The sequence below is a fragment of the Flavobacterium saccharophilum genome (assembly GCF_900142735.1).
GTDB classification, from domain to species: Bacteria; Bacteroidota; Bacteroidia; order Flavobacteriales; family Flavobacteriaceae; genus Flavobacterium; species Flavobacterium saccharophilum.
In genome coordinates this window covers 333,440-353,252 of sequence record NZ_FRBY01000005.1, presented here as the reverse complement: position 1 = coordinate 353,252, position 19,813 = coordinate 333,440, and the positions used below count along the sequence as shown (strand labels likewise).

The 19,813-nt window shown below is 33.0% G+C and carries 20 protein-coding genes; 5 read left to right on the top strand and 15 right to left on the bottom strand.

Annotated features, from left to right (window positions below; genetic code table 11):
* Positions 1-73 precede the first annotated feature (73 nt).
* Positions 74-1,096: a tetraacyldisaccharide 4'-kinase gene (lpxK, locus tag BUA98_RS17370; protein ID WP_072974614.1), complete on the top strand. Its 1,023-nt coding sequence runs from the start codon at positions 74-76 to the stop codon at positions 1,094-1,096.
* A 24-nt stretch (positions 1,097-1,120) separates the two neighbouring features.
* Here lpxK and BUA98_RS17365 read toward each other — a convergent pair whose 3' ends face one another.
* From BUA98_RS17365 to lipA, 3 genes are all read right to left on the bottom strand, one after another.
* Positions 1,121-3,295, bottom strand: coding sequence for a tetratricopeptide repeat-containing hybrid sensor histidine kinase/response regulator (locus BUA98_RS17365; RefSeq protein WP_072974612.1), 2,175 nt, complete (start codon positions 3,293-3,295; stop codon positions 1,121-1,123).
* A gap of 26 nt (positions 3,296-3,321) precedes the next feature.
* Positions 3,322-4,320 (bottom strand): type I glyceraldehyde-3-phosphate dehydrogenase, encoded by a 999-nt coding sequence (gene gap, locus BUA98_RS17360; RefSeq protein WP_072974993.1) that lies wholly within the window; start codon positions 4,318-4,320, stop codon positions 3,322-3,324.
* A gap of 75 nt (positions 4,321-4,395) precedes the next feature.
* The gene (gene lipA / locus BUA98_RS17355; RefSeq protein WP_047774095.1) at positions 4,396-5,262 is read right to left on the bottom strand and encodes a lipoyl synthase; all 867 of its coding nucleotides are present in this window, start codon (positions 5,260-5,262) and stop codon (positions 4,396-4,398) included.
* Between the two features lie 329 nt (positions 5,263-5,591).
* On the opposite strand from lipA, the gene BUA98_RS17350 reads away from it, so the two are divergent.
* The gene (locus BUA98_RS17350; RefSeq protein ID WP_072974611.1) at positions 5,592-6,458 is read left to right on the top strand and encodes a M48 family metalloprotease; all 867 of its coding nucleotides are present in this window, start codon (positions 5,592-5,594) and stop codon (positions 6,456-6,458) included.
* A 62-nt stretch (positions 6,459-6,520) separates the two neighbouring features.
* Here the strand turns inward: BUA98_RS17350 and BUA98_RS17345 are convergent, their stop codons facing one another.
* The 12 genes from BUA98_RS17345 to recF all read right to left on the bottom strand — a co-directional run bounded on the left by BUA98_RS17345 (position 6,521) and on the right by recF (position 17,171).
* On the bottom strand, positions 6,521-6,901 hold the full coding sequence (locus tag BUA98_RS17345; RefSeq protein WP_072974609.1) for a PH domain-containing protein: 381 nt from the start codon (positions 6,899-6,901) through the stop codon (positions 6,521-6,523).
* A 167-nt stretch (positions 6,902-7,068) separates the two neighbouring features.
* The gene (locus tag BUA98_RS17340; protein WP_072974607.1) at positions 7,069-7,896 is read right to left on the bottom strand and encodes an energy transducer TonB; all 828 of its coding nucleotides are present in this window, start codon (positions 7,894-7,896) and stop codon (positions 7,069-7,071) included.
* 154 nt (positions 7,897-8,050) lie between these two features.
* Positions 8,051-8,602, bottom strand: a complete 552-nt coding sequence (locus BUA98_RS17335; protein ID WP_072974606.1) for an RNA polymerase sigma factor — start codon at positions 8,600-8,602, stop codon at positions 8,051-8,053.
* Positions 8,593-9,699, bottom strand: a complete 1,107-nt coding sequence (locus tag BUA98_RS17330; protein WP_072974604.1) for a glycosyltransferase — start codon at positions 9,697-9,699, stop codon at positions 8,593-8,595. Before BUA98_RS17330 ends, BUA98_RS17335 begins: the two co-directional genes overlap by 10 nt.
* Positions 9,700-9,782: 83 nt before the next feature.
* Positions 9,783-10,397, bottom strand: a complete 615-nt coding sequence (locus tag BUA98_RS17325) for an FMN-binding negative transcriptional regulator (RefSeq protein WP_072974602.1) — start codon at positions 10,395-10,397, stop codon at positions 9,783-9,785.
* Positions 10,398-10,406: 9 nt separating this feature from the next.
* The gene (locus tag BUA98_RS17320; protein WP_072974600.1) at positions 10,407-10,865 is read right to left on the bottom strand and encodes a GNAT family N-acetyltransferase; all 459 of its coding nucleotides are present in this window, start codon (positions 10,863-10,865) and stop codon (positions 10,407-10,409) included.
* A gap of 74 nt (positions 10,866-10,939) precedes the next feature.
* Positions 10,940-11,953, bottom strand: a complete 1,014-nt coding sequence (murB, locus tag BUA98_RS17315) for a UDP-N-acetylmuramate dehydrogenase (protein WP_072974598.1) — start codon at positions 11,951-11,953, stop codon at positions 10,940-10,942.
* Positions 11,954-12,119: 166 nt separating this feature from the next.
* Positions 12,120-13,220 carry a histidinol-phosphate transaminase gene (gene hisC / locus BUA98_RS17310; RefSeq protein ID WP_072974596.1) on the bottom strand — a complete coding sequence of 367 codons (1,101 nt, stop codon included), beginning with the start codon at positions 13,218-13,220 and terminating at the stop codon, positions 12,120-12,122.
* Between the two features lie 163 nt (positions 13,221-13,383).
* Complete coding sequence (locus BUA98_RS17305) at positions 13,384-14,445, bottom strand: glycosyltransferase (RefSeq protein WP_072974594.1); 1,062 nt, start codon at positions 14,443-14,445, stop codon at positions 13,384-13,386.
* A gap of 110 nt (positions 14,446-14,555) precedes the next feature.
* Positions 14,556-15,233, bottom strand: coding sequence for a DUF2461 domain-containing protein (locus BUA98_RS17300; RefSeq protein ID WP_072974592.1), 678 nt, complete (start codon positions 15,231-15,233; stop codon positions 14,556-14,558).
* Between the two features lie 10 nt (positions 15,234-15,243).
* Entirely contained in the window at positions 15,244-15,942 is a 699-nt protein-coding gene (gene trxA / locus BUA98_RS17295) for a thioredoxin (protein WP_072974992.1), read from the bottom strand.
* Positions 15,943-16,091: 149 nt separating this feature from the next.
* Positions 16,092-17,171, bottom strand: a complete 1,080-nt coding sequence (gene recF, locus BUA98_RS17290; protein WP_072974590.1) for a DNA replication/repair protein RecF — start codon at positions 17,169-17,171, stop codon at positions 16,092-16,094.
* A 242-nt stretch (positions 17,172-17,413) separates the two neighbouring features.
* On the opposite strand from recF, the gene BUA98_RS17285 reads away from it, so the two are divergent.
* From BUA98_RS17285 to BUA98_RS17275, 3 genes are all read left to right on the top strand, one after another.
* The gene (locus BUA98_RS17285; protein WP_072974588.1) at positions 17,414-18,193 is read left to right on the top strand and encodes a tetratricopeptide repeat protein; all 780 of its coding nucleotides are present in this window, start codon (positions 17,414-17,416) and stop codon (positions 18,191-18,193) included.
* An 81-nt stretch (positions 18,194-18,274) separates the two neighbouring features.
* Positions 18,275-18,847 carry a 6,7-dimethyl-8-ribityllumazine synthase gene (gene ribH / locus BUA98_RS17280; RefSeq protein WP_072974587.1) on the top strand — a complete coding sequence of 191 codons (573 nt, stop codon included), beginning with the start codon at positions 18,275-18,277 and terminating at the stop codon, positions 18,845-18,847.
* Positions 18,848-18,986: 139 nt separating this feature from the next.
* Positions 18,987-19,670: a DUF6624 domain-containing protein gene (locus tag BUA98_RS17275; protein ID WP_072974585.1), complete on the top strand. Its 684-nt coding sequence runs from the start codon at positions 18,987-18,989 to the stop codon at positions 19,668-19,670.
* The last annotated feature ends 143 nt before the right edge of the window (positions 19,671-19,813 follow it).

Sequence of the window (19,813 nt, the reverse complement as noted above, 5' to 3'; positions counted from 1 at the left end):
GTTTCAGGTTTTATGTTTTACGATGCGCCTGAAACTTGAAACAAATTAACGAAAAAAATTATACTTTCGTAAAATGAATGTACTTCGAAAAATACTTTTTCCGTTTGCCATTTTATACGGATTCATTACTTCAATTAGAAATTTTCTTTTCGATAGAGGAATTCTGAAATCAACTTCATTTGAAATACCGGTAATCGCCGTTGGAAATTTAAGTGTGGGCGGAACCGGGAAAACACCTCAAATAGAATATCTGATTCGATTATTGTCTAATAAATATAAAGTGGCCACTTTAAGTCGTGGCTATAAGCGTAAATCTGAAGGTTTTGTTCTGGCTGATGGAACTTCAAATGCTGAAATTCTTGGTGATGAACCTTTTCAGTTTTATCAAAAATTTCCAAAAATTCAGGTGGCAGTTGATGCAAACCGTACAAACGGAATAACGCAATTACTTTCTCAAACGGAAAAACCTCAGATAGTTTTACTTGATGATGCTTATCAGCACCGAAAAGTAAAAGCCGGATTTTACATTCTGCTAACTTCTTACGGAGATTTATACGCAGATGATTTTATGTTGCCAACCGGAAATTTGCGCGAAAGCAGAAGCGGAGCGAATCGCGCTAATATTATTGTCGTAACTAAAAGTCCAAAAGATTTATCGGATCAAAAGCAAGAAGAAATTAGATTGAAATTGAACTTAAATTGTTCACAGCAAATCTATTTTACTTTCATCGATTATGATGACGCAATTTATAATAAAGAAGAGAAAATTGTTGTAAACGAAATTAAAACAGAAGGAAAGGTACTTCTTGCCGGAATAGCAAAACCAAAGCCATTTTTTGATTATTTAAAAAATGAAAATGATGAATGTCTTACTTATCCCGATCATCACCATTTTTCGGATTCTGATTTGAATGAGATTCATAACAAAGCAAACGGTAAAAAAATCATAACTACAGAGAAAGATTATGTTCGCCTAAAAGATTCTAAGTTGGTTTCACAATTGTATTATCTTCCTATAAAGAGTACTTTTATCAACCAGCATCAAAATTTTGATGCGACTGTTTTGGAGTATGTTAAAAAGAACTCAGAATCTTAGCAACTTAGTATCTTAGAAGCTTTGTTAATCAAAAAACTTCGCAATTATACTATAGAATTCGTCTGGTACAAATGGTTTTGTAATCACATCGTTCATTCCAAAAGATAAAAGCATCTCCCTGTTTTCATCAAGAGATATAGCGGTTAACGCAATAATTGGGGTGTTTTTGTCAAACTCCCTGATAAGTTTTGTTGCAGTTGTTCCGTTAATGCCAGGTAAATGTACATCCATTAAAACCATATCAAAACGTTTCACTTTTAAAAGCTCAACCGCTTCTTCTCCATTATCCAGAATTTCGCAGAGTATAGCTTTGTTTTCCAGCATTTTTCTGGTAATCATTTGATTGATTTTGTTATCCTCAATCAATAAAATTGATTTGTGTTTTAATTGCTTGTCGCTATATGGTTTGGCTTCTTCAACAACTTCTAAAGGTTCTTTGTTAATGCTGAAATCTAATTTAAATGTAAATGTAGATCCTTTTCCAACTTCACTTTTTAGTTTTATTTCGCCTCCTAAAAGTTCGATTAACTTTTTTACGATGGTAAGACCTAAACCGGTTCCGCCATATTTTCGATTTACTTCTATAGAACCTTGTGAAAAGCTTTCAAATACCGTTTGCAATTTATCTTCTGGAATACCAATTCCTGTATCAACAATTTCAAAATAAACGGTTGCCGTTTCGTCTTCAATGGCGTATAATTTTGCAATTACATTGACGTTTCCATTTTGAGTGAACTTAAGGGCATTGTTGATTAAGTTCAAAATGATTTGAGATAATTTGGTTGGATCTCCAATTAAATTATCCGGAATAGTTTCGTCGATTTCGAGGTTAAAGTAATTTTTATTGGCGGTTGCCAGTTCTTTCAGGGAGCTTTGAATATTAAATAAAAGTTCTTTTAAATTAAAGCTTATGTTTTCGATCTCCACTTTTGTAGAGTCAATTTTATTGATTTCAAGAATTTCGTTGATGAAGGTAGTAAGGTAGTTTCCTGAAAATTTTAGGGATTCCAGATATTTGAGCTGATTTTTTTTCGGGTTGTCTTCAAGTAGTAAATGAGTTATTCCGTTGATTGCGTTCAACGGCGTCCGCAGCTCGTGACTTACTGTGGATAAAAATTCAGATCTGGCTTTTGAAGCTTTTTCGGCTTTATTTTTAGCCAAAATAAGTTCTTTATTTTTTTCTCTTAAAAGTAAATTATTCTGATTTCGAATAATATTGTTTTTATATAAGGCAAGACTTAAGAGCGATAAAATTGAAATCAAAGCAATTGCCAGGATACTAACCAATTTCGAATAGCGATAGGTTTTCAATTGTATCTTTTCCTCGCTTTCACGTTTAAGCGTATTGTTTATTGATTGTGTTTTTTTGAACTTTTCGAACTCATTCAGGTCTAGTTTAGCATTTTTTAACTTAAGGATGTAATTCTCAAGCTGATAATGTTCGTCAAGATAAGAGTAAGCAAGATCAAAGTTTCTGTTTTTTTTATAATATTGGCTTATGGCTAAAATGATCTTTGATTTTTGAACCAGATTATTGGTTTTGATACTATAATCTAAAGCATTCTGGAAATATACCAATGCCGAATCGCTTCTCTTGAGCTGCGTTTCAATCAGGCCTAGCTGATAATAAGAATCTGTTTTGGTTTTGACGATCTTCGGATTGTCCGGTTTTTTTACTATTTGATGGAAAGTTTTTGCTGCAAGGGGCAGATTTTTACTGGCTTTTAAGGCCATTGCTTTTTGGTAATCCAAAATTTCGCCATAGTCAATAAGTTTTAAATGTTTCAGTAGACTATCTGCTTTTTGATAGTAAACATTGGCAACATCATAATTCCCTTTTGCAGTATTACTGGCGCCAATATAATGTAAGGCTAAAATCTTGGTACAGGTTGGTTTGACTTTGTCGAATAAAGAAACGCTCTTATGAAAGTTTATTAAGGCTTCGTCATAATTTTGTTGATTGTAGAAAATTTTACCCAGCTTAAAAGTTTGATTGGCTAAACTTTCACCCTGACCGCTTGTTTGACAGAAATCGATTGATTTTTTGGTATAAAAAACAGCCTGATTGTACTTTTTCTTATTAAGATTTGAGTTTGCTAACTTATTATAATAGGAAATGCTATCTGTATTCTTTTTTTGAGTTTGAGAATACAAAAATGAATTAAAAAAACAAACAAGAATAAGTAGGTGGTATTTCATGTATGGCTATGCTTTTACAATGAATTCTATGTTTTTCTTATCAGTAAAATCAAATCTATTAATCTTGATGAATAACCAATTTCGTTATCGTACCAACCCACAACTTTTACCATTTTGTCAATAACGGAAGTAAGTTGTGCGTCAAACAAACACGAATGCGAATTGCCAATTACATCGACAGAAACAATTGGATCTTCTGTATAATCTAATATTCCTTTTAAATTTGTTTTTGAGGCTTCTTCAAATGCTTTATTAATTTCTTCAATAGTAACAGCGCGTTTTACATTAAATGTAATATCTGTTAATGAACCGTCAGGAACTGGTACGCGAATACCGCAACCGCCGATTTTTTGATGCAATTTAGGAAAAATTTTTGTTAATGCCTTAGCTGCGCCTGTAGTTGTTGGAACAATTGACTGACTAGCACCTCTCGCCCTGCGTAAATCCTTATGTGGCTGGTCATGAAGACTTTGGTCAGTGGTGTAAGAATGTATCGTTGTAATGTATGCTTGCTCGATTCCGCATAATTCTTCAATGATTTTTATCATTGGTGCAGCGTTGTTTGTCGTACAGCTTGCATTCGAAACAATCAATTCACTTCCGTCTAAAATACTATCATTTACTCCTAAAACTACTGTTTTTATTGTATCAACTTCTGATGGGGCCGAAAGAATTACTCTTTTTGCTCCGGCTTCAATATGTGCATTTAACTCTTCGTGCGTTTTATATTTTCCCGTTGATTCTATTACAAAATCGATAGAATGGCTTTTCCAGTCTAAATTTGAAATACTTTTTTCATGAAAAAAGACAAAATGCTTTCCGTCAACAATAATACCTTCTTCATCGTGACTTACTTTAAAAGGTAAAACTCCGTGAATACTGTCGTATTTTATCAAATGCGACATGGTTTTATTATCAGCAATATCATTAATTGCAACTACTTCAATTTCTGGGTGGTTTATAAGAAGGCGAAACAAATTTCTCCCAATTCTTCCAAAACCATTAATAGCAATTCTAGTTTTCAAATGCATTGTTTATTCGGTAAATCGTTTATTTGTTTAACAGGTTTTATGATTAAACAAGTAAAAGATTAAACTATTTTATAAAATATGTTTTTGTGCTTTGTACGAAGAACGAACCAAAGGCCCGCTTTCTACGTGGCGGAAACCTAATTCAAGACCAAATTTTTCATATTTAGCAAATTGATCCGGGGTTATGAATTCTTTTACAGGTAAGTGTTTTTTACTTGGTTGCAGGTATTGACCAATAGTTACAACATCAACATTTGCATTACGCAAATCGGTCATGGTTTGAAAAACTTCTTCTTCAGTTTCACCAAGTCCGAGCATAATACCCGATTTAGTTCTGTTGATTCCTTTTTCTTTTAAGTAACGTAAAACTTCCAGACTACGATCGTATTTTGCCTGAATACGAACTTCACGTGTTAAGCGACGAACGGTTTCGACATTGTGCGAAACTACTTCAGGATTTGCTTCTACAATGCGGTCAATGTTTCTTTCGATCCCTTGAAAATCAGGTATTAAAGTTTCAAGCGTAGTATTTGGGTTCATTCTGCGAATTGCTTTCACAGTTTCAATCCAGATAATTGACCCGCCATCTTTCAGGTCATCCCTGTCAACACTTGTTATTACAGCATGTTTGATGTTCATTATTTTTATAGAACGTGCTACTTTTTCAGGTTCATCCCAATCTACCGTTTCTGGTCTACCGGTTTTTACACCGCAGAATCCACATGAACGTGTACAAACATTTCCTAAAATCATAAAAGTAGCTGTTCCCTCGCCCCAGCATTCTCCCATATTTGGGCAACTTCCTGAGGTGCAAATAGTATTTAAGCTGTATTTATCAACTAAACCACGAAGTTCAGTATATTTTTGTCCAATTGGAAGTTTAACCTTTAACCATTTAGGTTTTCCAGTTGGTATATTTTCAATGACTGTTTCCATATATCAAAATTCAAAGTACAAAGATAAGCATTGTAGTTTATTTGAGGATTTGTTTGTAGTTTAATTTGAAATTGTATTGTTACAATTTTGCGAAACGGTTTTGATGATTATTTTATAAAATTGTTAAAATATTGTTTTTTGAAGATAACATTCGTCCAAAAGGTATTGTTTTTGGTTGTTTATTAGAAGGGAAAGGCTAAATATGCTAGTCCTTTGACTTTTACTCATTTAAAATTTATATCTTTATTTGTTAAAAAATGGACTTAAAAGAAGTGTAAAAAGGAATGTTGTTGTACTACATTTGTTGTTAAATTGAAATAATAAGAAATATGAAAAAGAAATTTATTGTATTGGGAGTTTTATTTGCCGCTTTTGGTTTTACTAAGATCAGTGCGCAAATTAATTTTGGAGACAAAGCGATTGGTGCTGTCCAAAAAGGGGTTACAGGTTTTACATTTAGTAATGCTGATGCTGCTGCATTGTCTAAAGCAGCAGTAGATAAATTGGATACAGAACATGAAATAGCAGCAGCAACAGACGGATACACTTTAAGATTGAATAGAGTATTTGGAAAATACACTGCTGGCGAAGGTTATACGTTAAATTACAAAGTATATAAATTAAAAGAAGTAAACGCATTTGCAACTGCCGATGGTAGTGTTCGTGTATATTCAGGATTAATGGATATTATGGATGATAATGAATTGCTTGCCGTGATTGGTCACGAAATTGGTCACGTTGCAAATCATGATTCGCAAGATGCCATAAAAGCGGCTTACAAAAAAGAAGCTTTAATGGATGCTGCTGCTTCACAATCTACAACAGTGGCTACAGTTACAGATAGTCAGTTGGGGAAAATAGGAAGTGCTATTATTGATAGTAAATTTAGTCGTAAACAAGAAGCGGAAGCTGATTTGTTTGCGTATAATTTCATGAAAAAGAATGGTTACAATGTAAATGCGGAAGAATCTGCTTTTAGGATTTTAGCTAAAATGAGCGAAGGAAGTCAGGCTTCTTTTATTGATCAGATGATGAGCTCACACCCGGATTCAAAACAAAGAGCTGAAGATGCTAAAAAAAGAGCAGAAAAAGATGGTTTATATAAGCCTTATGTACAGCAAAAAATTGTAAATACAGTTCCGGTTCCCGCTAAAAAAGCTACTACAACTAAGAAAACAACGACTAAAAAGAAATAGTCATTCTTTTAGATAAATAAAAACCGACAGAATTTGAATTTGTCGGTTTTTTTATTTTATGATTAACCTAAAACGTGATGTGCTAATACTTTTTGAACATCATAAACATTTACAGATTTAGTAAATTGTTTTACAATACTTGGTTGTACTTCACTTGATACCCAGATTTTTAATTCGGCTTCCAAATCAAAAGTCCCTGCAGTTTCTACACTAAAGCGGGTAATGCTTTTGTAGGCGATCGATTTGTATTCTGTTTTGCTTCCTGTGATACCTTGTACATCAACTAAGATTAATCTTTTATTAGTAAAGATAAAAGTGTCACGGATTAATTTAAAACCCATTTCAATAGATTCATTATCAGTTAAAAGCTGTCCGTAGTTTTTTAGTAAATCTTCCTGGCTTACAGAACCTGCGTTTCCAAGAAGTGCTGAAAATATTCCCATTTTTTAGTTTTTAATTTTAATAAAATGCTTTTCTTTTATGAATGGTAAAAGTAATTAAAATTAAAAAAATGTGAGATTTATTTTGAGGTAAAGCGAAATTTTAATCTTTATAATGGTAAAAAGAGAACATAAAAAAAGCAGAACCTAAATTCTGCTTTTCTTTTTTTTTATTCTACTTCCGTTTTTATTGTTATCGGAAGGTTATATGCTGTTCTCACCGCTTTACCGTTTAGTATTCCAGGAGTCCATTTTGCTTTTATAGATTTCAAAACTCTAATAGCTTCTTTTCCTAAGCCATAACCAGGGTCATTTAGTACCTTTATATCAGTAATTGAACCGTCTCTTTCAATTACGAAAGAAATATATACTTTTAATGTTCTTTCAACATCTAATTCCGGTCTCTGAAAGTTGTTTCCAACATAAGTATAAAACTTCGCCATTCCTCCAGGGAATTCTGGCATTTTGTCTAATACAGCAGAATTTACAGGGTCATTAGTTGGTGGCGCAATTTCTGTACCACTACCACTACTACCAGTTGATGGCAGAGTATTAACTACAGTACCAGTTCCCGCTGAAGTATTGTCAACAACTGCCGTGTTTTCATCATTAGTTGCAATGTTGTCTACAGCCTGATCAGGAGTCACAATAACCGGATTTGATAATTGAGACAGATCGGTTGCTGGAGCAGCTGGTGCACTTTGTTGTGGAGGTGCAATTGGTTCAGGTGTCACTGGTTTAACATAAGGATCAATTGTAACCGGCGTCATTGGATCGGTAAAGGTGGGTGCGGTTTCTATCGGATCAGGTTGTCCTTTAAGTTTATTAATCAACATCGATACGCTTCCAATACCTGCTAAAAATAGCAGTCCCATAAATAGCGCTGTTACTGTGGTTTTTGAATTCTCCTGGCGTAATTGATACGCGCCGTACTCTTTGTTTTTGTTTTCGAAAACAAGGTCGGTCCAAGTGGTTTCGTAGATGTTTGATTTAGACATGATTAATGGATTTTAAGGTTAAGTAACATTAAATCATAAGCGAAAGGTTTTTGGTTTTAGCAACAATGTAGGTGTTGTTGTTTTAGTATGTGAATAATTGATTGTTTTAAGAAAAAATAAGATAATACTTTATTCTTTACCTAAAGATAATAAATTATCTATTACGTTCAATGATTTCAGCTAATAATTTTTTAGCGCGAAGCAGTTTTACTTTTACATTGCTTAAAGGCTCATCAATTTTAAGGGCAATTTCCTGATAGGTCATTTCCTGAAAATAACGTAACTGAATAACTTCCTGATAGTGGGGTTTTAATTCTTTGATGCATAAAAGCAAACGGGATAAGTTTTGCTCTTTAATTAATGCATCTTCAGCAGATGGAGTAGGATCGGCGATGTTGTATGCCTGTTGATCTTCAGAGTCGGTAATTTCGATAAAAAGATTGGTTTTCTTTTTGCGTAATAAATCAATATAGACATTTTTTGCGATTGCAATTAACCAGGTGTTAAATTGAAACTCTGAGTTGTAAGTAGCAATTTTGTCGAAAGCTTTTGAGAAAGTTTCGATTGTAATATCTTCAGCAATGGTTTCGTTTTCAGTACGTTTTAGCATAAAGCCGTACACTTCATTCCAATAAAAATCTAATAAAAAAGTAAAGGCAACCTGATCGCCTTTTTTTGCTTTTTCTATTTTAGAATTTATTTCCAATGTACAGGTTTTGAAAAGAGATTAGTTATAAAGATATTAATTTGTGTGAATATAAGCACTATCTCTACAATTGGAAACCATATTTTAAGATCATTTTCTTTTAATTTTCCGGCAGAAAATCCCATTACAGTCCACGCAACTGTGTAGCGAGTGGCTAATATTGCCAATACAGCGATCCATTGAAACTGGAAAGCCAGCAAAAGAATAACTAATAAAAAGAATAATAATTGTGTGGTATAAAAAAGTCCAAGCTGCATTTTGTCAAAAAACTTGTAGTATTCTGCAGTAGAAACATGTCTTCTTTTTTGCGTGAACCATTCTTTATATGATTCTTTTGGTTTCGAATAAGTAAAACTTTCCGGATTGTACGAAATGGTAGTGTTGCTTTTATTAGCAGCCTGATTAATAAATAAATCATCGTCGCCAGAGCGAACCTGAATATGGTCTATAAAACCGTTAACATTAAAAAACTCTTCTTTTTTGTAAGCTAAATTTCGTCCAACTCCCATATATGGAGCTCCAATTTTAGCCCATGAAAAATATTGTACAGCTGTTAAAACAGTTTCAAAACGGATAATTTTGTTTAATAAAGAACGCTCAATTTTTTCATAACCGCCATATCCTAAAACAATAGTTTTATTCATGGTAAATTGTGAGGTCATTGATGTTATCCATTCTTTTGAAGTTGGATAACAATCAGCATCAGTAAATAAAAGGTATTCTTTTTTAGAAGCTTTGATTCCTAAAGTTAAGGCGTATTTTTTATTTCCCCAGAAAGCTTCATTATTTTGCACTTTTACCAGACGAATATTTGGATATAGGCTTTCAAATTCTTCAAAAACTTCTAAGGTTTCGTCGCTTGATGCATCGTCAATTAATACAATTTCAAAATCAGGGTAATCTTGTTCTGCTAATAACGGAATGAACTTTTTTACATTTTCTTCTTCATTTTTAGCACAGACAATTACAGAAACAGGAAGTTTTTTTTGTGTAATTTCTTGTGGTTTACTGAAAGCAAACTTTCCAAAAATTCCTAAGTAGTAGAAAATTTGAATAAAAACAATAGCAATAAAGAAGTAAAATAAAGTTATAAGCATCTGATTTTAATGTCTTTTAATTTCTGAATCTTGCGCGTGCAAATGTACTTATGAATTCGTAATTTTCAATGGTTAAATCCAATTTACTTTCTGCATTTCGACATTTCTTTTGCAACAGCAATAGCCTGAGGGTTTTCGGTTTTTTCTAATTCCGATATTATATTTTTATAATTATGATCATCACGATTTTGAGAAAGTTTTTTGGTGGCCTGGATCTCATCGATTTCTATTTCAAAGCCAAATATACCTCTCGCTTCACGCATTGTTTTTGCTGATAAATTCTCGACACGAACAGGATTCTCTGAATTAGCTTCGTACTTGTCAACTAGTTTTTTTAGTTGTTCTATTGTAGCTGTTTCATCGACAATTTTGATTCTTCCATAAACATGTACGGCTATATAATTCCATGTTGGTACATTTTCATGATCATACCAGGAAGAAGAAATATAACTATGTGGGCCTGTAAAAATGGCTAAAACCTGATCGTTTTCAGTAAAACCTTGTGCTTGTGGATTTAGTTTCGAAATATGTCCTTGCAGTATCTCTTTTCCATCAGCATTTACTTCAAGTTCTATCGGAATATGAGTAGCACATAATTTTCCGTTAGTCTGATTAATGAGGATTCCAAAACTGTTTTCTTTCAAAAAAGTTCTGATTGATTCAGGATCTTCGTCTTTGTATATTTCAGGTGTATACATTTTATGTTTTTATTTTAAAGATTTTCCAAAACAAATGGCTTCCGGTCGATCCCTATATTTTCCATAATTCGGAATTACTTTATAATCTTGTTTAATGTAAAAATGCGTAGCTTCCTGATTTTTCACTCGTGTTTCTAAAATCAAATCCGAATAGCCAGTGGTTTTAGCTTTGTTTTCTAAAAAGGCTAAAATGGTTTGTCCAATTTTCTTACCTGGATATTTAGAATACATTCGTTTTACCTCTCCAATAGTTTCAGAAATTGGTCTGATCGCTCCACATCCTACAATTTCATTGTCAATTTCGGCAATAGCAAAAACATACTTTGAATTATTGTTTTCCCAATCGGTAAAAGAATTTCTTCCATCACTTCCAAAACGAAGATAAAGATTTGCTGACAATTCTTCGATAATTGGCAGGACTTTTTCATCAGTTGGATTTGCAATTGTTATGGAAATATTTTCTGTCATTTAGAAAAAAGAAAAGTTGATGTTCTTTATAATGAATTGTCTATAATTACTTCGTCCTGGTGGAAGTAAAATGTTTAAATCACATTAACTTCAGCTTCAATATGAATTCCGAAAGTTTCAAAAACAGTCTTTTGCACATCTCTTGAAACTGCTAATATTTCCTGACCCGTTGCATTTCCGTAATTTACTAAAACCAAAGCCTGATTTTTATGAACTCCTGCATCTCCAAAACGTTTTCCTTTAAAACCGGCCTGTTCAATTAACCAACCCGCCGGTACTTTAACTTCAGTTTCAGAAACTTCGTAATATTTCATTTCTGGAAATTTCTGATGGATCTTTTCGAAATCAGATTTTAGTAAAATCGGATTTTTAAAGAAGCTTCCGCTATTACCCAATTCTTTCGGATCTGGTAATTTGCTTTGTCTAATGGCGATTACAGCGTTACTTACGTCTTTTAAAGTTGGAGAAGCCACGTTATTTTTAGCCAATTCAGCGGTAATATCTCCGTATGAAGTATTGATTTTATGATTGCGTTTGGTCAATTTGTAAATTACAGATGTAATGATATATTGATCTTTAACTTCGTTTTTAAAGATGCTTTCACGGTATCCAAAATTACATTCGGTATTGTTGAAGGTCTTGATTTCCTGTGATTCAATATTGATTGCTTCGCATGAAACAAAAGTGTCTTTTATTTCAGTTCCGTAAGCACCAATATTTTGAACTGGCGTTGTGCCAACATTTCCAGGAATCAGTGACATGTTTTCTAATCCACCAAAATTATTGTCAATTGTCCACAATACGAAATCGTGCCAGGTTTCACCAGCCTGACTTTCAACCCAGACATAATCGTCATCTTCTTTAATGATTTCTTTACCTTTTAAATCGATATGAATTACCAGGGCGTCAACATCTTTAGTTAAAAGCATATTGCTTCCTCCGCCTAAAATAAATTTTTTCTCGTTTTTGTGGGCTTCTAAAATTGTTTTCAATTCAGCAACCGAATGTACTGCAACAAATTGTTTGGCTTTGGCTTCAATACCAAAAGTATTGTAGTTTTTTAAAGAAAAATTGGATTGGATTTCCATAAATAAAAGGCTTTTTTTGATCCCGAAGCTTCAGGATAATTCTGAGCTCAAAAGTAAGGATTATAATTTATTTGAACTCCATTTCTGAAAAATAACAGATTAGAGTTTTGTTAAAAAATAACTTGCCTATTACAGTATTTTTCTTTAGCCTTTTTTAGCGTGTTTTTTATTTTAAAGCGGCAATAAACCGTTGCATTTCTTTCATAGTTCCTATCGTAATTCTCGTCCATTTTCCGTTTTCTTCATAAATTTTTGTTCCTTCTATATTATGTTCTTTCAATTGTTTGAAGTAATCTTTTTTATAATTGTCTAAAGAGAAATAAATAAAATTGGAATAGGACGGAATGCAGTTTAAGTTAAGTAGAGTAAGCTGCTCTATCGTATATTTTTTTACTTCTTCATTGGATGTATATACTTGTTGAATGAATTTTTCATCATTTAAAGAGGCTATGGCTGCAGCTGTTGAGACAACACTAATTGCCATATTCTGTGATGATCTGATAGTATCAAGTTCTTCAATAGTAGTAGCATTTGCAATGGCATACCCAACTCGGGCGCCGGCCAAACCGTACATTTTTGAAAAAGTTTTAGTGATAATCAAATTTTTATTCTCGCTTACTAGATTGCTTAAGGATTGTTCTTTTGTAAAATCGATATAAGCCTCATCAACAAATACAATGGCTTTTTTTGTTGCTTCTTTTACAAAAGATTCTAATTCTTGCCTGCTACATATTGTTCCCGTTGGATTGTTAGGATTGCAGATGTAAATCATTTTGGTATCTGAATCGATAGCTTTCAGCATAGCTGATAAGTCGTGCTTTTTGTCTTTAGTTAAAGGAACAGTAATTTTCTTAAGTCCTAGTTTTTCAAAAGGAGCTGTCCAGTAGTCGAAAGTGGTTTCGGCCATAATGAAATTACCTCTTTTTAATGCAGTAAATTGAAGTACTAAATCTAAAATTTCTGTTGAACCAGCTCCTAACAGAATATTATTGTCTGAAACTGTATTCTTTTTGGCAATCTGGGTGATTAATTCTGCCGAAAGATCCCAACCATATCGATTGCTGTTATTAATACTTTTTGCCATTGCAGCACGAGCTAGCGGAGATGGGCCATACGGATTTTCATTTGACCGAAGTGTTATAGGAGAATTGTCTAAGTGAGGTAAAATAGGTTCTTCAAAAGGTTTTCCAAATGCTTCAACGTTATATAATCCTAATGCGATAGTACCTAAACTTATTTGTTTCAGCCAATTTCTTCTATTATTCATCTCTGTTTTAGATTAAATTAAATAATTCCTTTTAGAGTATGTCGTTGAGATAGAATAAAAGTTACGATTAACTCTGTGCTGATTTAACCGCAATGAACGCAAAGAATTACGCAAGGTTAGCAAAGCTTAGCGTTCATGACTTAATTCTTTGCGTTCATTGCGGTTAAGTTTTAAGTGCATTCAATAACTCATGATATTTATCCGCAATAATCTTCATATTAATATCATAATTTGCATTTTCTTCGACAAACTTTCGATTCTCTAAAATGGCATTATTTCGGGATTCACTATTTTCAAAAGACCAGATTAATTCATCTGCTAGTTGTTCATTATCGTCAATTGTAATCAATTGTCCATTCTCGCGATGTTTAATCCAACTTTGATTTCCGGGAATATCTGATACTACCGGATAACAACTGCAGGCCATTGCTTCAAACAAAGATGCCGAAACGCCTTCGGTAATGGGCATGCTGATGTAAATATTCGATTGTTGTAATAATTTAGGTAGTTCTGTATTCGGAATTCTGCCTTTAAAAATTACTTTGTTTTGGATTTGTAATGTTATTGCTAAATTTTTTAAGAATTGCAATCTTGTTCCATCTCCAACAATGGTCAATGTGAAATCTATTCCTTTTTGATGTAAAATAGCAAAAGCTTTCAAAATAGAATCATGACGATATTCTGGTTGTAAAGAACGTGTTACAATCGCCTCAATTTTGGTTGAATTATTAATAGAAGGAGTAAAAAGGGCTAAATCAATTCCTTTTGGGATCACCAAGACTTTGCTCATGTCAACGCCAATCGCTTTCATTGAAATCGTCATTACAGGACCCCAGGCATGAATCAAATCGGCTTTTTTGAAAGCGTGTTTCTGAATGATTTTTTTAAGTGGTAATAAAACAGAACCTTCCGGCCATAAATCAGTTCGGCCTTGTTGAGCAATGGCAATTGGATGCATTCCAGAAATGGCAGCAAGAAAACCGTAACTGGTGGTTCTCTCTGCAATAATCATGTCCGGTTTTTCGCGTCGGATTGTTTTTCGAATAGAAATAGGAGAGAAGGCGTATTCTAAAATACGTTTGATTCGATTTAGTTTTGAATTGTTTGGAGTTTGAAGTTCCCAGGTACAAATTTCAAAATCGCCAAATTCTTTCAACCCTTTCATCCACGTAATAGCATCGGCACGATACGATTCTCCCAGAAAAAGTATTTTCCTTTTTTTCATTCGGTAAACTTAGTAACTATTTGTGAAGCTATTTATATTTTTCCGCCACGAATTCACGAATTATTTTAAGCTAATTCGTGAATTCGTGGCGGAAAATAGGTAGGGATTGGTTAAAATTCATCTGTTTCTAAAGCACGATTGATGAACTCGTTTAATGGTTTCAATGCGATTAATTTCTTGCTCATTTTGGAAACGAAATCTTTTTGAGTCACTTCGCTAATATCATATTTTTGAGTTGCGGTGAAGCTTTTCAATTTTAAAAAGGCAATGGCTGGATGGTCTTTTTCGTAACCACGCGGCATGCTTTTAAGTGAATTAGTTTCGTTTATATCTAAACTTCCAAATTCCTTTTTGAAGTTTTTATCAGCCAAAATAGCTTCTAAATCATCATGAAAAAAAGCAATTTCTTTACGGACTTTTTTCAAATCTGCAGCTTCAGGCGAATAAAATCCGCCGGCAATAAAACTGGCGCCTTTTTCTATGTGGACATAATATCCTGATCGATTGGCTCCTTTAGCCCCGGACGACATCCAAACGCCTAAATGTGCTTTATAAGGTGATTTATCTTTAGAGAATCGAATGTCACGATTGATTCGGAAAGTACAGTTTTTTACCTCTAATAATTCCAAAGAAGGATCGAGCGGTTTCATTGCATCCAGAAAATCACTCACCAATTGATGATAATCTTTTTTGAAAATCTCGTATCGTTTTTTATTGTCCTGAAACCAATCTCTATTGTTGTTCTTTTTTAAATCGTCTAAAAATTGCAATGATTCTTTCGTTAGCATATTCGGGTTTTTATTGCAGTTGTTCTTTTAAGTTTTGTTCAGAAGTAAGGCCTATTATTTTCTTTTGAACTGCCTTGTTCTCGTAAATCAAAATAGTAGGGAGGGAAGTGATATTCATTGTTTCTGCTAAAGTTTTATTTTTATCCACATCAATTCGGACAATTACAACCTTGTCAGCCATTTCTTTTTGCATTTTCAAAATATAGGGTTCCATTTGTTTGCAGGGCCCGCACCATTCGGCATAAAAATCGACTAAAACTTTTTTGTCGGTATTTAATAAATCGTTGAAATCATTCATTGTCATGCCAACCTGAGCTGTGGATGGATTAGACAATCCAGCTTCGCTCCAGTTTAAGAAGCCACCATCTAATTCATAAATTGTAGTAAAACCAAGTTCCTGAAGTTTTGCGGCTGCTTTTTTGCTTCTTCCTCCACTTAAGCAATATACAAAAATAGGTTTTGATTTGTCGTAAGATTCGGCCTTAGCTGCAAAATCATCGCCGTTCCAGTTTATGTTTACAGCATTATCAATATGTTCCGATCCAAATTCTTCGGGAGTTCTAACATCTAAAATTTGAGGGTTTTCAGTTGTTTTGATTTTATCTGCAAATTCTTTCGGTGCAATCGATTCAAAAGGCTTTGTTTTTTGGTTGTTGCAGGAAAATAGCAGAATTGAAACTATAAGCAATAAAATTTTGGGGAATTTCATGATGTTGAATTTTAAAAATAAGGTATTGCTAAAGTAATGATTTTTCATTTTTGAATTTATAAAAGAATGGTAAAATCAATTTTAGGGATGAGGCTTGCAGTTTCAAACATCATGCTTGGAAACTTGAAACTTGAAACCTGAAACAAAATTTATAAATTGAATATCTTATAACTCTGATGCGTCGATTTTACAATTGCTTCGGTACGCTCCGGATGTGTGTCTGAAATAAAAAGCTGCCCGAAAGTTTCACTGTTTACCATTTCGATGATTTTTGAAACCCGGGTTTCGTCCAGTTTGTCAAAAATATCATCAAAAAGTAAAAGTGGTTTTACCCCGCTTTGTTTCTTTAGAAATTCAAATTGAGCCAATTTCAAAGCAATCAAAAAAGATTTCTGCTGCCCTTGAGATCCGAATTTTTTTATAGGATAAGAATCAATTTCAAAAGACAAATCGTCTTTATGAATTCCGACACTTGTGTAATGAAGCGCTCGGTCTTTATTGATATTTTCTTGTAATAACGTCAATAAGTCTTTTTCATATAAATGACTTTCATAAACCAATTGTACAGTTTCTTCAGATCCTGTAATGGCCTGATGATGTACATTAAATATAGGTATAAATTGTTCCAGGAAATCTTTTCGCTTTTCGAAAATAGATTGTCCAAAACTATTTAGCTGCTCATTATATATAGATAAGGTATCATTGTCAAAAGTATGATTGAGTGCAAAATATTTCAAAAGGGCATTTCGCTGTACAATTACTTTTTGATATTGAATAAGCTGATGAAGGTAAGTTGAATCTAATTGCGAAATTACACTGTCCATAAATTTGCGTCGTGTTTCGCTTCCTTCCACAATTAAATCGCGATCTGCCGGAGAAATAATTACTAGCGGAATAAACCCAATATGATCTGAAAATTTATCGTAAGCTTTGCCGTTTCTTTTTAAAACCTTCTTCTGTCCCTTTTTTAAACTGCAGACAATTTGTTCTGTTCTGTCATTTTTTACTATTTCAGCATCAATTACAAAGAACTCTTCTCCGTGTTTAATGTTTTGAACTGCTAACGGATTAAAATAGCTTTTTCCATAGGCTAAATGATAGATTGCATCGAGCACATTAGTCTTACCAATTCCGTTTTTGCCGACAAAACAATTGATCTTGAGGTCAAAATCGAAACTGACTTCAGAGAAATTTTTATAATTGAATAAAGAAATTTTGTTTAAATGCATTTTTTAAGGAACTCTAAGGTAAAATCTGATGTTTTGGAACAGCAAAAATTTGAGGGTGCAAATTATCGAAAATTATTGATATAAAAGGCTTTTGGCGTGTTTCAAGTTGAATTATTTTAGTGCTGAGGAGAAACGACTTAGGGTTTGAAAAAATATTTTTTTTAAAATAGTGATAAAATTGATTTTTTTTGCCTCAGTTTCAATAAAAATTTTATTTTTGCCGTTCACTAAATTAATTTTAAATGGCTACTTACAATAAAAGAGGATATAAAGCACCAAAAGAAAAGGAAGTTAAAGAAGTAACTGAAGAAACACAGGTAATCATTGACGAAAAAGACAGCACAACAGCTGGAGTTTTTTCTAAATTGGATGAAACTGCTTCAAGAACTGAGGATTGGGTTGCTAAAAATCAAAAAATCATTATTGGTTTAGTTGCTGGTATTGCAGTTGCTACTATTGGATATTTGGCTTACCAAAAATTTATTGAAGCTCCTAAGCAAGATGAGGCTGCAAACGAAATGTTTGTTGCTCAACAAAATTTCCAAAAAGCGACTGATGGTGTTGCAAGCGATTCATTATACAAATTAGCTTTGAATGGTTCTGAAGGTAAATTCGGATTCGTGAAAATTGCTGATGAGTATTCTGGAACTGATGCAGGAAACTTAGCAAATTACTATGCTGGTATGGCATATTTGAATACAGGTAAATTTGATGACGCTATTAAATACTTAGGTAACTTTAAATCTGAAGATTTGATTTTAAGTGCTTTAGCTAAAGGTGCTATCGGAGATGCTTACTCTCAAAAAAATCAACAAAAAGAAGCTCTTGACTATTATGTAAAAGCGGCTGAGTCTAATAAAAATGATTTTACAACGCCTCGTTTCTTATTAAAAGCTGGTAAAACTGCTTTAGCTTTAGGTCAAAAAGAAGACGCTTTAAAATATTTAACTGATATTAAAGAAAACTTCGATGCAACTCCAGAAGCAGCTTCTGTTGATGTATTGATTGGATTAGCGCAATAAAAATTTTAGACTTTAGATTTAAGATTGTAGATTTGTATTTAAGAATCTATATTCTAAAATCAAAAATCTAAAATAGTACAGATGGCTACCGAAAATAAAAATTTATCAGAATACGATAAAAACACGATCCCAAATGCGAAAGACTTTCGATTTGGGATTGTTGTTTCTGAATGGAATGAAACCATTACAGAAGGACTATACAATGGCGCTTTTGATGCCTTAGTTGATTGCGATGTACCGGCGCAGCAAATTATTCGTTGGAATGTTCCAGGGAGTTTTGAGCTAATTTATGGTGCAAAGAAAATGTTGCAAACACAAAACGTAGATGCCGTTATTGTAATTGGATGTGTAATCCAGGGAGAAACAAAACACTTTGATTTTGTATGTGAAGGTGTTACGCAGGGAATTAAAGACCTGAATGTTCAGACTGATATTCCGGTTATTTTTTGTGTCTTGACAGATAATAACATGCAGCAATCAATCGATAGAAGCGGAGGAGTTCACGGGAATAAAGGAACCGAAGCGGCAATTGCAGCAATTAAGATGGCGTATATTCGTCAACAGGCTTCAATGTCACATCCTTTTAACCAGCCTTTGTTGAGTTCAGGTGCGCTTCAGATTGAAGAAACACCAATAAAAATCGAGAACGAATAAAACGCAATTTTTTTAAAAATACAAAACCTATACAGTGTAAATAGTATAGGTTTTTTTTTATGCTTTTTTTGGGAATTTGTTAAGTATAAGTTGGTTGAGAAATATATTACATTTGAAATAATGTGTAAATTAAATTTCTATGACAAAACAATTACTTCTTATTGGTTTTATTTTTCTTTCCTGTGTTGGGTATTCTCAGAATGGTATAAATAAGGATTTAAAAATTGAATTAGATTCAATTATGAAATCAGATCAAATTTTAAGAGAATATATAAATTTTGATACAACTGAAGAACGAAAAAAAGAAATTTTAAAAGAAATTGGACATGAAAACGATCCTACTTTTAGAAAGAGGATATGGAAAGTTATGAATGCACAAGATTCTATTAATTTAATTAAAGTTGAAAAAATTATTTCAATTTATGGTTATCCTGGCAAAAGTTTGGTAGGTGAGCCTACTAATGAATCTGCTTTTTATGTTATTCAGCATAGTAAAGAAATAGCAAAATATTTGCCTTTGATAAAGGAAGCGGCCGAAAAAGAAGAAATTTTATTTACAAAATATGCAATGATGCTGGACCGCTCTTTGGTTCAGCAAGGAAAGGAGCAGATTTATGGAACACAAGGGCAAGGAAAGGAAATAACAAACAAGAAAACAGGAAAAAAGGAATTCTTTGATTATATATCGCCAATACAAAATCCTGAAAAAGTCAATAAACGCAGAAAAAAGGCTGGTTTTACGACTACTGTAGAAGAAAATGCAAAAGAAATAGGTATAGAATATAAAGTTTACACCTTAGATGAAATAGCAAAAATTAATTAAATAGAGGAGCAATTGTATACAATCTTTCTGTTTTATAGTGGATTGTGGTTTTTGTTTTTTTTATGACAGCTTAAGTTTAAAAAGCCAACAGAAATTCATTAAATTTGTACACCTTGATTTAGATTTCAAATCAAAAATCTCAA